Origin of the sequence: Microvirga sp. 3-52, from assembly GCF_018383585.1 — a bacterium.
In the GTDB taxonomy this organism is placed as follows: domain Bacteria; phylum Pseudomonadota; class Alphaproteobacteria; order Rhizobiales; family Beijerinckiaceae; genus Microvirga.
Genome location: NZ_JAHAMK010000016.1, coordinates 1 through 15,028, shown reverse-complemented (window position 1 = coordinate 15,028; position 15,028 = coordinate 1). Strand labels below are relative to the sequence as shown.

Sequence of the window (15,028 nt, the reverse complement as noted above, 5' to 3'; positions counted from 1 at the left end):
TCACACCCCCTGGTTCTGGACGACTTTCAGCGGAGCGGCGGAAGCCGCCCGCGGCTCGGCCGCCTGCGGTGTCGGCACGGGACGCAGCACTTTGCTCAGCACCTCGTCCTTGGGGCCGAAGCTCTGCATCCGCCCCTCATCCATCACCAGCACCTGATCCACGCCGGCAAGTGCGCTCGGCCGGTGGGCGATCACCACCACGATGCCTCCGCGGGCCCGGATCCCCATGATGGCCGCCGTCAGAGCCTGCTCGCCCTCGTTGTCGAGGTTGGAGTTCGGCTCGTCGAGCACCACCAGAAACGGATGGCCGTAGAGAGCCCGCGCCAGAGCGATGCGCTGGCGCTGCCCGCCGGACAGGGCCGCCCCGGCCTCGCCGACCTGCGTCTCGTAGCCGTCCGGCAGCTGCAGGATCATCTCGTGCACGTTGGCCGCCCTGGCGGCCTCGATGACGGTCTCGGGCTTCGGCTCGGGCTCGAAGCGCGCGATGTTCTGCGCCACGGTGCCGGAAAACAGTTCGACATCCTGCGGCAGATAGCCGATGTGACGGCCGAGATCTTCCGGCAGCCATTGCTCGATGGCCGCTCCATCGAGACGGACCTTGCCGCGCCAGGTCGGCCACACGCCGACGATCATGCGGGCGAGCGAAGACTTGCCGGACGCGCTCGGGCCGATGACGCCGAGGCCGCTGCCGGCCTTCAGCTCGAACGCCGCGTCCTGCACGGCAAATCGCTGCCCTCCCGGCGCCCCGGCGCCGGCGTTCTCGACCGACAGCACGGACTTGGGAGCGGGAAGCTTCAGGGGATCCTCGGCGCGCGCGTTGGCTTCGAGAAGCGTCCTGAGCCGGCGCCAGCCCTGGCGGGCGCTGACGAAGCCCTTCCAGTTGCCGATGGCCAGCTCGACTGGCGCCATGGCCCGTGAGGTGAGGATCGAGCTGGCGATCATGATGCCGCCCGTGGCCTGGCCGTCGATGACCAGATAGGCGCCGAGCGCGAGCACGGCCGATTGCAGCAGCATGCGCAGCACCTTGGACATGGCCCCGAAGCCGCCGGCCACATCCGAAGTCTTCTGCTGGTGGGCCAGATAGCGCGCGTTGGCCTCGCCCCAGCGTAGGCCCACGCGCTTGGCCATGCCCATGGCCTGAACGGCCTCGGCGTTGCGGCGGGCGCCCTCGGCAATTCCATTGCGGGCCAGCGCCGCGGTGACGGCCGCCTTCGAGGCTTCCCTGGTCAGGAGCTCGGTCAGGAGCGTGATCACCACGAGCGCCAAGGCCCCACCCAGCGCGGCGGCACCGAGCCAGGGATGGAAGGCGAAGCAGACGAACAGATAAAGCGGCATCCACGGCAGGTCGAAGAGCGCGGACGGCCCGCCGCCGGCGAGAAAGGCCCGCAGCTGGTCGAGATCGCGCAGGGGCTGCTGGCCGTCGCCGTCGACCTTGCCCGTGAGCGGCGCCTTGAGCTGGCCCTGGAAGATCGGCTGGCTCAGGTCCTCGTCCAGCGCGGCGCCGACGCGGGCCATGATCCGGCCGCGCAGGGCATCGAACAGGCCCTGAAAGAGATAGAGCACGACGATGATGACGCAGAGGCCGACCAGGGTCGGGATGCTGCGGCTGGGCAGGACCCGGTCATAGACCTCCATCATGAAGATCGAGCCCGACAGGTAGAGGAGATTGATCAGGCCGCTCAGAAGCGCGACGCCCACGAAGGCGCCGCGGCACGAGGCCATGATGCTGAGACGGTTCTTAAATGAATGTGTCATCGACAATGCCTCGGAAGATCGCACCGTCTGCGGTGCGTCGCTTCAAGCTCAAGGAATTCGCAGCCGGATTCCGGCCGAGGATCCCGCCGGGAGGATTGGGGGAAATCCTCCCGGCGGGCCGTCACGATCTCAGGCCAGCCGCATCAGAAGATGAAGTCGCTGTTGTCGAGATCGGAGGTGTTGACGCCTTTCAGGACCAGGATGTCGGCGCCGTGAGCGATCATCACGTCCTGATCGACCTGCACCAGGGTAAGGTCGGACAGGTTGTCGACGTTGGACAGGCTTCTCGCATCGATCCTATCCTGGCCGTTGCGGAAGTCGGTGACCGTGTCTGAGCCGCCGCCCTTCTGGAACACGAAGGTGTCGTGGCCCGCGCCACCCGAGAGCCTGTCGTTGCCGGCTCCGCCCTTGAGCAGGTCGTTGCCTGCCCCGCCGGAGAGATGGTCCCTGCCTCGGCCACCTTCGAGACGGTCGTCGCCCCATCCCCCCTTCAGCACGTCGTGACCATCCTGTCCCCAGAGCCGATCGTTGCCGGATCCGCCATCAAGCCGGTCGTTGCCGGACCTGCCGTAGAGCTTGTCATGGCCTGCTCCACCGTAGAGCTTGTCGTGACCCGCGCCGCCGTCGAGGCCGTCATTGCCATCCTGCCCCCAGAGGCGATCATTGCCGGACCTGCCATAGAGCTTGTCATGGCCGTCCTGGCCCCAGAGCCGGTCATGGCCGCGGCCGCCCCACTCGACCTCGTTCACCGGTCCCACCGGACCCACGACCGGAGGCTGCCCGACCGGTGGCTGTTCGACCGGTGGCTGTTCCACCGGAGGCTGTTCAACCGGAGGCTGCTCGACCGGGGGCTCCTCGGCCGTGCACTCGCGAACGACCGGGGGTTCAGAGCACGTGTAGGTGATCTGATGATCGCCGCACGTCAGCGTGGTGACGCCTTGCTCGTCGGTCTCCTCCGAATAATCGGCGAGTGTCTTGCCCCGAGGTAGCTCGATCACGTCGTTGGCCCGTAAGGTGCCCACGATAGTGTCGTTGCCGCCGTTTGAGCGGAACACGATCCGGTGCGCCGACTGGAGTGCGGAGATGTCCACCGTATCGTCACCGGCGTTGCCGTCGATGGTGATCGTGTTGAAGTTGAGGCTCGTGAACGGCGCATTGAAGTTGCCGATGATCTGGATCGTGTCGCCGTTGCTGGTGCCTCCGTCCGGCTGGTTCGGGTTGTTGCCGTTATTGGCGGTGGTGTTGAGCGTGTTGACGCTGATCTCCTCGATATTGTCGAGTTCGGCAACGACGGTGGTAGTCCCGTCGACAGTCCGGGTGATGATGATCTCGGAATTCGCTCCCGTCACCGTCATGCCCGCATCGATGGCCGCCTGCCGGGCATAGATGCGGAACGTCTCGGTGGCGCTCGCTCGACCGTTCACCACGAAGGTGTCAACTCCGCCTTCATTGCCATCGACCATGTCGAAGCCATCAGTATCGCCGTTGACATTGGCGTTCCAGGTGATCGTGTCATTGCCGGTTCCAGCGACGATCACGTCGTCGCCGGTCCCGCCGAAGATCGCATCGTTGCCATCGCCGGCCTCGATCCTGTCATTGCCGCCGCCGCCAGTGATCACATTGGCGCCAGTGTTGCCGACAACGATGTCATTGCCGCCGGTGCCGGTGATGTTGGCCGTCGTAACGCGGTTGATAGTCACGGTAGCCGGGTCGGTCGCCACACCGTCGCTGCCGGTGTAGGTGAAGGAGCCGCCGGCAATTGCATTATCGGAGAGGGTGACAACCCCTGCTCCTAGTGTGGGTCCCGACGCAAGGCCATTGGCACCGCCCACTCCCGTGATCGTGACCGGCGATCCTTCTGGATCCATATCGTTGGCGAGCAGAGCTGCCTGTGAGATGGAGAACGTGGTGTTCGCGGCCACGTTGGTAATGACCGTATCATTATTGGCAGCCGGCGCATCATTCTGACCGGTGACATTGACAGTCGCTGTGGCGACCGCGCTGCTCAGCAGGCCGTCATTGACGGTGACCTGGATGGTGCGGGGCGTGGTAGCTGGGTTGTCCGAACTGTTGGAGTACCTCACCTGCTGGATCGCCGTCTGGTAGGCGGCGGGCGAGGCATTGCCGGTCAACGTCAGGGTGATCTGTCCGGGAACAGAGGTATCGATCGGCAAGAGAGAGATACCGTTCGGCAGATTCCCGGCCACTGACAGGACGTCACCGGCACTGAAGTTTGTGAGGACGACGCGTGCCGAGTTGATTGTCGCGCCGTCATCGGTGATTCGCGCCCCGGCGGCGATCGCGACAGCAGCTCCGTTCTCCGTATAGCTGGCAACGTAGTTGTTGCCAGGAGAGCCGGGAGTGGTGGCGGTCGTCGTGGTCGTCGTCGCTATGTTGAAGTTGTTGATCAGGACGTACTCGCCCGCACTGATCGAAGTGGTGACGAACCGAATGGCCGAATTCGCTCCCGCCCCTGTGAGATTCAGGTTCGTGCTGAATGTATCCGCGCCGTCAAATCCTCCCGAATTTTGATCGATTGTCGTCAGGACAGTGAAATTTCCAGGCGTGAAGTTCCCGGTCGCCGAGTATTGAACTTGGACGGACTCGCCGGCATCGATGGAGCTGGTACCGTTGTTCCGATCGTAGCTGAACGACAATGTCGCCGTCGTCACGCCACTAAGGTTGACGGTACGGGTGATCTGCGCACCGTCACCAGCCACGAAGCGCAGTTCGTTGGTTCCGCCGCCGCCGCCGGCATCGATCTGGATCTGGCCTGAGGTCACACCACCGTCGTCACCAGCCTCCACCCAAGGTGTTCCCGCCCAGTTCACGGAGCCGTTGCTGTTATTATGCGCAGCCGTGTCGAACGTGTCGCGATAGGCCTGCGGAACTGGCGTGGTAGTGGTGGTGGTCACATCGCCATGAAGATCCAGCGTCGGCGCCAGCAGTGAGATGGTCTGATCGGAAAACTCCAGGCGTTCGACATTGCGGATGGTATCCGTGCCGTCGGTCGCCAGACCGCCGGTATGCGCCACGGTCACGGTACCATTGGCATTGAAAGTGATGTCATACTCGTCACGCTCACCGGAGAACACCGCGGTATCGATGTCGCCGGCAGTCGCATCCGTCTTGATCGTCCGGACGATCGAGAGCTGGCCCGGGTTGATCTGGCCGGAGAACATCCGCGCAGCCAAGGCAGTCATGCTATTGACCACCTCGAGCGGCGTGCCGGTGTGATCCGTATCGCCGGGAGCGAAGACGCCGATCTGCACGTCGAGCCACTTGTCGCCATCAATGATGTCGTCGCCACCACGACCGGTGATCCGGTCACTGCCGTCGCCGCCGAGGATGATGTCGCCGGCGCTGAACTCGGTGACACCTGCCCCCAGGAGCTCCTGCAGACCGCTGATCAGGGCAATACCCTCTGCATCGAGAGCGCTGCCGGCAAAGCCTTCCGTCCCTCCCTCGGAGGCTGGAAGACGATCGGCTTCCACCGCATCGGATCCCGACAGGGTGTCGTTGAAGCGCGTGCCGGACAGTCCTTCCATCGAGGCGTACTCGTCGAGGGCCGTGTTCGGGGGAAGCGTCGGGCTCTCGTCGAACACGATCGGGACGGACAGGTCAGCGTTCACCCCGAAGGTGTTGTCCTTGTACGTCGCCCAGTCAAAGCCGGACATGCCGGCCATCTTGCCGCGACCTGCGCTGCCCACCATGATGTCGTCGCCGCCTTCGCCGATGAACTCGTCGAAGCCGCCATCGCCGAGGAATACATCGTGTCCATCGATGCCATCGTGCGCGAAGACTTCGTCAAAGTTGTCGCCGGGAGCGCCGTCGAAGGTGCCGGTCTCGATCCAGTCATTGCCCTCGTTGCCGAGGATCCGTTCGGCATTCTTGTTGCCGTAAATGAAGTCGTTACCGGTACCGGCGAACACTTCCGAGCCCATGTCGGTACCAAGGAAGATGAAGTCCTGGCCGTCATTGCCCATCACAAGGTCGAGCCCAGGCCCGGCATGGACCACGTCGTTGCCCTTGCCGGCTTTGATGTTGTCGTCACCGCCGCTGTCGACGATGATGTCGTCTCCGTCACCGCCGTTGATGATGTCGTTGCCGAAGCCGCCCTCGAGCCGGTCATTCCCGCCATCGCCGTAGAGCGTATCGTCGCCGGCACTGGAAATGATCGTATCGTTCGCGTTGGTGCCACCGAGCACAACGTGCTCGTCGCCGTTATAGCGCAGATAGTTGGTATCGGTACCGGCCGTCGCAGGATTGTTGCGGACGACCACCTGGGTCAAAATCCCGCCACCCGTTGGATCGTCGGTCTCCAGGTCTCCATCACCGTCGAGGTCGTTGTACTGTTTGCTCTGGTCGACCTCGAGGATCAGGCCCGGCGTCGAGAACACGTCCGAAGGCAGATGGGTCGCATTCGTGTTGCGCATGATCATGGCGGCGAAGGAGTTGTTCTCCATCTCGCCGAAGAGATGCAGGCCATCGAGCCGTTGCAGATAGTAGAAGCGGTCGCCGCTCTGAAGCAGCTCCATCTGGACTTCGAAGACGAAGTTGAACGTCGAGCCCAGCATGCCGCCGAACGGCATGATCTCTTCGGCCAGACCACCGATCCACAGATCGACGTTCTCCAGGCCGCCGAGCTTGCCAGCCGCCGAGGCGCCGCCGGCGTAATCGTCGGACCCGTTAAGGAAGGCCACGGCGTCGGCCGGGACCTCAAGACCGCCGACAGACGTGCCGGTGATGATGGTCAATGCAGCGTCGCGCTTGCCCTCGATCGTTGTCTGGCTCGTGATCAACGTATGCGTGCCATAGGCAGCGACAAAGTTGATGATCGACGCCTCGTTCTTGAGATGACCGGCGAAGTCGATCCAGCTCTCGTAAGGCTTTAGGAGCGCATCCTGGTTCGTCGCCTCGTAGAAATCGCGGCGAGCGGCGTTCAGGGACGGAACACCCGTGTCGCGGCCCCGGGCGAGGTTGATCGTCGCGAGGTCGAGCGGCAGACCGAGCAGGTTGTTGCGCAGCGCGCTGGTGACGAACTCGTCGATTTCGTTGCCGACCTGGCGGGTCATCCCGCGGATGATCGCGCCGGCGGCGACTTCGTCATCGATGACGCCACCCACGCCGTTGAACGCCGTCGGGTTGAGGAAGCCCTGGATCAAACTGATGTGGTTGGCATTGAAGCTCGGATCGAACTGATCGATCGACTCGGTCAGCATCGAATGACCGAAGCGATAGACGACGTGCGCAAACTCCGCCACGATTGACGGATCCATCGTGGTGTCGAAGCCGTCGGGGACCAGGAACACGTTGATGTTCGGCTGGACCTTCCGCGCGAATTCTTCGAACACGAGATGCTGATACTGCATTTCGGTGCCGAATTTGGCCGCCTGGAAGATACGCTCGCCGTCCCAGACCAGCGCGTCGATCTCAGCCTCCGTCTGAGGGACGGCCGCCACATCATTGCTGAGCCATTCATTCAGGAAGGCGACGGCTTCTGCCTGGCTGGCGCCATTGGCCAGCATCTCCACCGCATCGGCGACAACCACTTCCTTGGTGTGCTCGACCAAGCGGTTGTGCTCGGAATGGAACACGTGGTGGACGGCGGTCAGGCCGATATTCTCGTTGGCACGGCCGTCGCCGGCTACGAAATGAGCATCGAGAAGCTCGTCGTCATATGTCCCATCCTCGGGGATATTGCCGCCAACTTCCGTGTCGCCGTCCTCGATACCATCCGGAACCGCGTTATGAGCGATATCGGCTAGGAAGGCATGGTTGGTCCGGATAGCACCGGGGTAATCTACACCGTTTATGGTCGCGCTCTCCGATGGATTGATCGGAGCGCTCGGATTGCCTTCCAGTACCACGTCGTCACTGGTGTTCGGGATCCCGTCCGCACCGACGCCGTAAATGAGCTGCGGGAAGCCGTTCGCTCCAGGAATGAAATTGCCGTAAGGGTCGGTCCGGAGCAGCGGGACCTTGCCGACATCCAGATCGGTCAGGTTGATGCCCAGCATCGTTGCGGCCTGAGCCTTGAGCTCGCCCCAGGTCGCCATGCCGCCGTTAGCACCTTCGATCAGCTTGCCGGTCGCGACTGGGTCGCCGTTCGCGTCGAGACTGTATTGCCGCAAGAAGACCTGGTGTGATGGGTGAGAGGTATATGTCTGATTCTGGTCGACATAGGACGTCGTGGTATTCACGGGGCGAACATCGTCCGCGGTGCCCCACTGACCATCCTGGCCGGCGGACACCGTGGCGCGCGTCAGCACCATGAAATTGAGAGCGCCAGGTTCGGTGCTGTAGAGCGGATCGTCGGGTTGCAGCGGGATCATGACGGTGCCACTGCCACCCTTGTTCACGAGATCAAGGCCATGATCGAAGAACTGGCCGAACAGCGTGAACCAGGAATTGAACGAAGCCGACAGTCCTTCGTCCGGCGCGGCATTGGTCAGCGAGATATTGTTGCCGTCCATCTCGATGCCGTTGGTCTCGAGCAGCGTGTCGAGCGCGCCGCGACCGGCGACCAGAGCCGCTTCCGCATCGACTAGGTCCTGCTGCGCGGCAGCGGCGGCCGCTGCCAATCCCGCGTCTTCGGGATTAGCGTCGGCGGCCGCCTGAGCGGCGGTTGCTGCCAGGTCAGCTTCAGTAACGGCTTCGAACAGAGGCTCGATGGCCTCAAAAGCAGCCTTGATCTGGGCAGCGGTGGCCATATGGTCGCCCGGCGCGCCCGACCGGCTCAGCGCAACCATGATGGCGACCGGATTAGCCAATGTCTGATCGACGATGAGGTTGCTGATCGTCCGGATCTCCGGATCGATGACATCACCCGGCTGCGCGAAGGAACCAGGTCCGTCCACGTCATTACCCGGCGTATAGGGCATGCTGACCGGCATGACAGGCGCCGGGCCGGGCCCGTCGGGATCCATCATCACCGTCACGGTTCGGAAATCGGGATCCATCAACTCCGGGAACGGCTGATCAGCTGCGCCCCATTGCTCTTGGCCCGGCAAGAGATGGTTGTAGCTGCCATCAACCGTGCGCAGGCCCCAGGCGAGGTTATAGGTCGGGATGAGCCCGCCGGGTCCGTAGAGCGGCTCGCCGGCGGCATGCGCTTCGGCAATCTTGATTTGAGCGAGAATGAAGTCTAGGTCCGAGCGAATATAGGCAACCATGATAAAACCCTCACCCTTGTGTTCTTGAGAAAGACGCAATGATCATGGACAGGAAGGGAGGTGTTTTACTATCTGGGCTGAGGTCCAAGATGAGTGTGTCGAACGTCTCTACTCTTCAGGACCAAAGTTGGTTTCTGACTCAGACTTTAGTTATGGCGCCGGCACTTTCACCGCAGATACTGCGCAAGCTGGAAGCTGTGGAAGGGATGAGCCTGGCTGGCCAAAATTCCAACGCCCGGTAAGGAAAGAACTGCTCCAGCTCTTTCCTTACCAGATTGCCACCAAGCCTGGCTCTCGTCCTATCTAGCGCGGTTCAACGAAATGGTCGTCTTCGACGCTGTATCGAAGCCATGTCACGGCGATCCTGCCTTGGTCGACTTGAAGCGACTGATTAATTGAAAGCTGACTGTCATCGCGAGCTCGTCGAAAGGAGTTTACCCCGTCGTTCATGAATAAGAGGGCCGACGCCAGTGAGATCCTGTTCAGAAGCAGCGATGAGGTGCAGCAGGGTTCGAAATGCGTGCAGCTAAGCCTGCGGTCGGATCATTATCTGTGACAGTCGCGGGCGCTCGCCAAGGCCTTAACGGACTAGTTTTCGGGATGCTATATCATCAGCTACTCCTTTTTAGCCGAAGGTGGGGTTGCACCCTCCTCCTTATTCACATTGAGTTTAGATATGATCGAGACCATTATTTTTAGAAGACTTCCAGATTTGTGATGTACGCCGCGCTTTAAGATCAAATGAATACTTAGATTGACAATGATAGCGCAGCTTCCACACGGTGGGGTTTCAGATGAGGATCAATAGGCTATTTGCGCGGCGACCAAGGTCAGCGCGCCAAGAAGAGATGTGTGCCTGACACACGCACGTTCTGCAACGGGGAGCACTAATGTCGAAGTCGATCGGAGTCGGTATTGTTGACGATCAGCCCCTCTTCTTGGACGGGATGATAGATGCTCTTAGAGCTCAATCGGACATATCAGTCTTAGGCCACGCGGCATCGATAGGAGACGCGAGCCGGCTGATCCAGGAAAAAGAACTGGATGTGATCATAATCGGTGTGAGCTTGCCGAACGATCGTTTCGAGACCCTTGATGCAATTGTGTCGAGGTATCCGGCGATCAGAATCCTGGTCCTTTCAGATAGCACTGACGAAGAACGGATCTGTGATGCCATAGCGGCAGGTTTATCTGGATATCTTCCAAGAAGCACCGGTGGCCCCGAGTTGGTTAATGCTGTGCGGGCGCTTAACCAAGGTATAGGATGTATTTCACCAACCCTTGCTGGACGGCTCTTGATGCGCGCCAGTCAGACCGGTTCTGGCACGACAAAAACAAAGGATCGCCTCAAGTCACTCGCTCCGCGGGAAAAGCAGATCATCGCAATGCTGGCCGTGGGTCTTAGCAACCGGGAGATCGGCAACAAGCTCGATCTCAACGAGGGTACCGTCAAATACTACGTGACAAGCATCCTTGGTAAGCTGCAAGTCCGCAATCGTGTAGAAGCGGCTCTATTCGCTCGTTCCCAGGGTTTGGTGTGGCAAGCTAGCAACGAAACTAGCTTGCAATTCGAGCCCCCTCTCCAGGGTAAACTTAATGGCAGTGAGTCTGGAAGTGACAGGAGTTGGCTGCAGTACGCCAACTTGAACAAAATTTGAAATGGCCAGCGAGGGGCAGTGTCAGCCTAACGTAGGCGGCAACGTAAGCCATCAAGCCAATCCAAGGTAATTTGCAAGCGAACAACCAGTTCACTCGCTTCGCGCAAAAAGTATACTCGCAGGAAGCGAGTTATGCACGGGCTGATAAATTGCTCGGGCCGAACCGAACATGCCTGTGAAGCGAACACGGAGTAGCAAACGGCGGCTCGCATGTCGGCCGAATTGATTTGCCTCATATGATATTCACGCCTTTGGGGTTTCGTGCAAAACCTAGCAGCGGCTGCCGGGATAGCGTCCTCGCCGATGATCGATGCGTGATGGCGCTGCAAGCCCGACCTTTGCTGGCGACAATGATATGGGCGAATATCGCAAAACCTTCATTGGCTGGGCGAAAGCTCTCGTTCGCCTTTATACTGAGACAACCCGGAACAAGCGCTTCGGGCTCGTGCTCGACAGACCAGCAGCTCCTAGAGAATAGTGCTATCATCTTGGGCTGAATCACCCTCTCACGGAGTACCTCGATGGATGTATTTTACTGATATGACGGGCCAAATCCTCTAACGCAACACCTCTGTATTGCCGCCTCATTACGCTAACATCTTGTTTTTGGGCCACTTTAGGAAAGAGTGCCAAACATTTACGATTCCTAACGGTCGGATCTACCGTGGCAAGGGCCATGGCTTTGGCCTAACGGCCGACATCGCTACAACACCAATGTCATTGCATGAACCTTTACGGCTGTTTACCTTCAGGTGCCTCAATGCTGCACGCGGGGTAAGGAATGTTAGAATTGACTCCTTCGACATGGATGCGTCGGCGGAGCCCGATCCCGATAACCGTGAGCCTGACCCGTCAATTCGCCCTGACAGGCAGTGTCATCATGCTTCTCGCGATGATTGCTGCCGGGTTCTTTACCGCTGAGATTGTAACGAAGGCGACGGTGGAGAATACCGCTTCATCGACGGCTCTCCTCATCGACAGCTTTCTCGAACCAATGATCCAGGGCTTGGCAAGTGAGGAACTTCTGCCAGTCGATCAAACGTCTGAGTTGAACCGTCTGCTGAAGGCAGATCACTTCAAGGAGCGATTTCCACATTTGGATATCTGGAAGGAGGGCGGTCTTATCGTCTATTCTACGGCGCCGGATTTGATAGGTCGAAGATTCACGCCCTCTCCCGGATTGATTAAAGCTTTGGCAGGAGATGTTTCTGCACAATACGCCGACTTGAATGCACTTGAGCATCGGTTCAGGGAGATCAACAGGAAGTATCTCGAGATCTACGTCCCAATCCGGGAGGAGCGCTCCGGTCGGGTCGTCGCCGTTGCCGAGATCCATGAGAGCACCGCTCCACTTCAAGAAAAGCTCTGGTCGTTGCGTCTTAAAAGCTGGCTTGCAGTCGCAGGTGCGACCGCGCTTATCATGGCAGGCCTGTTCGGAATTGTTTACCGTGGGAATAAGCTCATTCGCCTTCAGCAGCGCCAGCTTCACGAGCGATTGGTAGAGATCGAGCATACATCTCAACACAACCATATCCTCAAGGAGCGTGCTCAGCGCGCCTCAGGCCGTGTTGCTGAATTGACCGAGAACAACCTGCGGAGGATCGGCGCGGACTTGCACGATGGTCCCGCGCAGCTCATCAGCTTAGCGGCTCTTACCGTGGAACACGTCCGGCGCGCCCAGACACCCACGAAACACGAAGAAGAGCTGCAGTTACTGAATTCCGTACTCTCGGAGGCGCTCCATGACATCCGAACCATGTCGAAGGGTCTGATGTTGCCCGAGATAGAAGACCTGCCGATGCCGGAGATCATCAAACGAGTAGCTTCCAGTCACGAGCGGCGTACCGGAACTAAGGTTGCCGTTCATTGCAGCGATATTTCACATCCTCTTACCCATGGAATCAAAATCTGCGCTTACCGGTTCCTCCAGGAGGGGCTTAACAACGCATTCCGCCATGCCGGCGGCAATGGCCAAGTGGTAACGTGCGGACTCGACGACTCTGTTATGAACCTCGTCGTGCAGGACGATGGGGGCGCTGGGATTGGCGGCCACGCGTCCGCGGACGCCGGCTTGGGGCTCTTTGGCATGCGGGAAAGAGTGGAAAGCCTGGGTGGAATTTTTAAGCTGACCCAACTCCCGAGGGGCGGCACCAAAATTGAAATGAGCGTTGTTGTTGCGGAGGGGCTCCGAGATGTCTGAGAAGACCTGTGTTGTCGTGGTGGATGATCACGCACTCTTGCGTAGGGGAGTTGTCCGGGCGCTTGCACTCGATGATACGATCGAAGTTGTGGCAGAGGGTGCTTCAGCAACAGATGCAGTCGAGCTTACAAAGATGTATTCGCCGGATCTCATCTTGCTGGATATATCCATGCCTGGGAACGGGATCGAAGCTGCTCGTGCAATCCGCGATCTTGCGACCTCGACTCGCGTCGTGATGCTGACAGTTTCGGGAGACGAAGACGACGTGACGCATGCACTTGAAGCAGGAGCCGTGGGCTATCTTCTCAAGGGAACGGATGCCATGGATCTCATCACGGCCGTGAAAAGTGTGAAGGCCGGCGAGTCGTTCATTTCCCCGAATCTGGCGCTCCGCATATTGTCAGGCGATGCTCAGGTGAAGGCCAACCCGCTGTCGGCTCTATCCGAATACGAGAAATGTACTTTGTGCCTGATATCCGAAGGACTGACCAACCGCGAGATCGGCGAAAAGCTAGCGGTGGCGGAGAAAACAGTTCAGGACAACGTGACCGACATTTTTCGAAAGCTTAAGTCCAGGAATCGTGCCGAAGCAGCACTCGTCGTGGAACAGGTCTGGGGCGGATTTCAGAGCAGAGCGAAACTGCACTGAGGCGCGATCGTCAAGAACAGCACGCGCGAAGGATTGCCGGCAGAATCGTTAATTCCGAGGTTGCATGCAGCTTTAGGAGCATTTCAACGGGTAGTCTGCAAGGTAGCATAGACAAGAACCTTTAGGTCACGGTCCTGCCTTGTTTGATACGGCAGATACTGTTCGAGCCATTGTTCGGCCATTGCTTGCATGAGGGATCGACGTCATTGCAGGCTTTGCGGTCAATTGGCCGACACTGTTGCTGTTCCTGTCGGCCGATCTGTCTGCAGGCTGCCTCGGCGCGATGGTGTTTATCCTCGCGCTGGCGCTGGTCGCCTAGGCCATCGCTACGACGACCAAGTGCGGTTGGAACGTCTTCACAAACCTGCCGGCTATGGAATGGGGTTGCTGGGTCCTTGCGCAATCATCATGAGGATGGCTGAGAAAACCCCGGCTAATACAAAGCCGCCAAAAAGGACCGCCCGAACGGGTACACGATAGCTCATCCAAGAGAGGCGAACGGCCTCACTGTGCTCTTGTCGAACAAGTACGTCATCGGCATTGATAAAGCGTAACAGCGCTTCAATATCATCCAGCAGATTGAGCATCTCAGCGGACGTTGCTCTCTTTCGCAATTGCTGACGCTGTACTCTGCTGGTCTTGAGCTTGACTGACTTCGCCTCTACGCGCTTGGCTTCGCGCACCTCACTTCGGATGGCATAAGTGCCGAACACCAGGAGAGATGCCAGGATGATGACAGAGGCAATGAATGCCCAGTCTACTGCAGATAGCTCAGGAAGGAAACGGTCCACGGAGCACTCCCTCGGGAACCCAATGCAGTGTATTGAGACATCGCTTGGAGACTTTCTTGCGGCAGATGGAACGGAAGTAGTCCTTCCCACTGAGGTAGGATAAGAGGCTTCCGAACGGCGCTCTCCTGTCTGAAGCGCCCGATCAATTCTACCCTTAAGGGCTAGAGACTCGGGTCGGCTCAAATACTTGGAAGAGGCTGAATTGTCAGGCGAGCGCAGAACGTTTTAGCGCTTCGGTCGCTGCGATCGAGGCTGCGCTCACCACGTAGGGGAGGTCGCTCCACCTAAAAGTGCCTGGCTTGGATAAGGCAGGTATCAATCCATAAAGCGGACGGTATGATCCTGGCATATATCGAGTTCAGGAAACTCTGCCGTCGATTCATCCCCGAATGACGCTGCAACAGCCACCACGGATCCTGTCATCTTCGGCAGCTTTAACGTAGTTTTCACCTTCGGGGCAAGCGGCTTGGCCAGCCGAACAGTCTGCCCATTAGCACCAATGGCGACATCGGTCGCAGATACGTCGCGGTCGTTTGTGATGAGTACTGACGAGACCGCTTTCGGCTTTGCAGGCGCAGCAGTGACACCGGTAGCAGCAAGCAGAGGGCTAGAGCACCGGTCATTCAGACGAATCCGTATCCGGCTGCGGTGAAGTAGTTACGGCATGCCTCGGGCTCGACGAGATCACAGATGTCGCCGATGGCCCGCCAGAGCGCCTCGACGGTCCGGGCTTCGGCTTTGCGCAAATGTGCTTTGATCTGTGAGAAGACCTGCTCAATCGGGTTCAAATCCGGACTGTA

6 protein-coding genes and 1 pseudogene are annotated in these 15,028 nt (G+C 59.5%); 3 read left to right on the top strand and 4 right to left on the bottom strand.

What is annotated here, in order from left to right; translation table 11 throughout:
* Both KHP60_RS13690 and KHP60_RS13685 read right to left on the bottom strand, forming a co-directional pair.
* The gene (locus KHP60_RS13690; RefSeq protein WP_213564877.1) at positions 1-1,755 is read right to left on the bottom strand and encodes a type I secretion system permease/ATPase; all 1,755 of its coding nucleotides are present in this window, start codon (positions 1,753-1,755) and stop codon (positions 1-3) included.
* Positions 1,756-1,898: 143 nt separating this feature from the next.
* Positions 1,899-8,930, bottom strand: coding sequence for a peroxidase family protein (locus tag KHP60_RS13685; protein ID WP_213564876.1), 7,032 nt, complete (start codon positions 8,928-8,930; stop codon positions 1,899-1,901).
* An 890-nt stretch (positions 8,931-9,820) separates the two neighbouring features.
* Between KHP60_RS13685 and KHP60_RS13680 the strand changes: the two genes are divergently transcribed.
* From KHP60_RS13680 to KHP60_RS13670, 3 genes are all read left to right on the top strand, one after another.
* Positions 9,821-10,588 (top strand): response regulator transcription factor, encoded by a 768-nt coding sequence (locus KHP60_RS13680; protein WP_213564875.1) that lies wholly within the window; start codon positions 9,821-9,823, stop codon positions 10,586-10,588.
* Positions 10,589-11,426: 838 nt separating this feature from the next.
* Positions 11,427-12,788: a histidine kinase gene (locus KHP60_RS13675; protein ID WP_213564874.1), complete on the top strand. Its 1,362-nt coding sequence runs from the start codon at positions 11,427-11,429 to the stop codon at positions 12,786-12,788.
* Positions 12,781-13,437, top strand: a complete 657-nt coding sequence (locus KHP60_RS13670) for a response regulator transcription factor (protein WP_213564873.1) — start codon at positions 12,781-12,783, stop codon at positions 13,435-13,437. Before KHP60_RS13675 ends, KHP60_RS13670 begins: the two co-directional genes overlap by 8 nt.
* A 371-nt stretch (positions 13,438-13,808) precedes the next feature.
* Here KHP60_RS13670 and KHP60_RS13665 read toward each other — a convergent pair whose 3' ends face one another.
* The gene (locus KHP60_RS13665) at positions 13,809-14,228 is read right to left on the bottom strand and encodes a hypothetical protein (RefSeq protein ID WP_213564872.1); all 420 of its coding nucleotides are present in this window, start codon (positions 14,226-14,228) and stop codon (positions 13,809-13,811) included.
* A gap of 623 nt (positions 14,229-14,851) precedes the next feature.
* A pseudogene (locus KHP60_RS13660) lies at positions 14,852-15,028 on the bottom strand (IS630 family transposase); the annotation flags it as partial.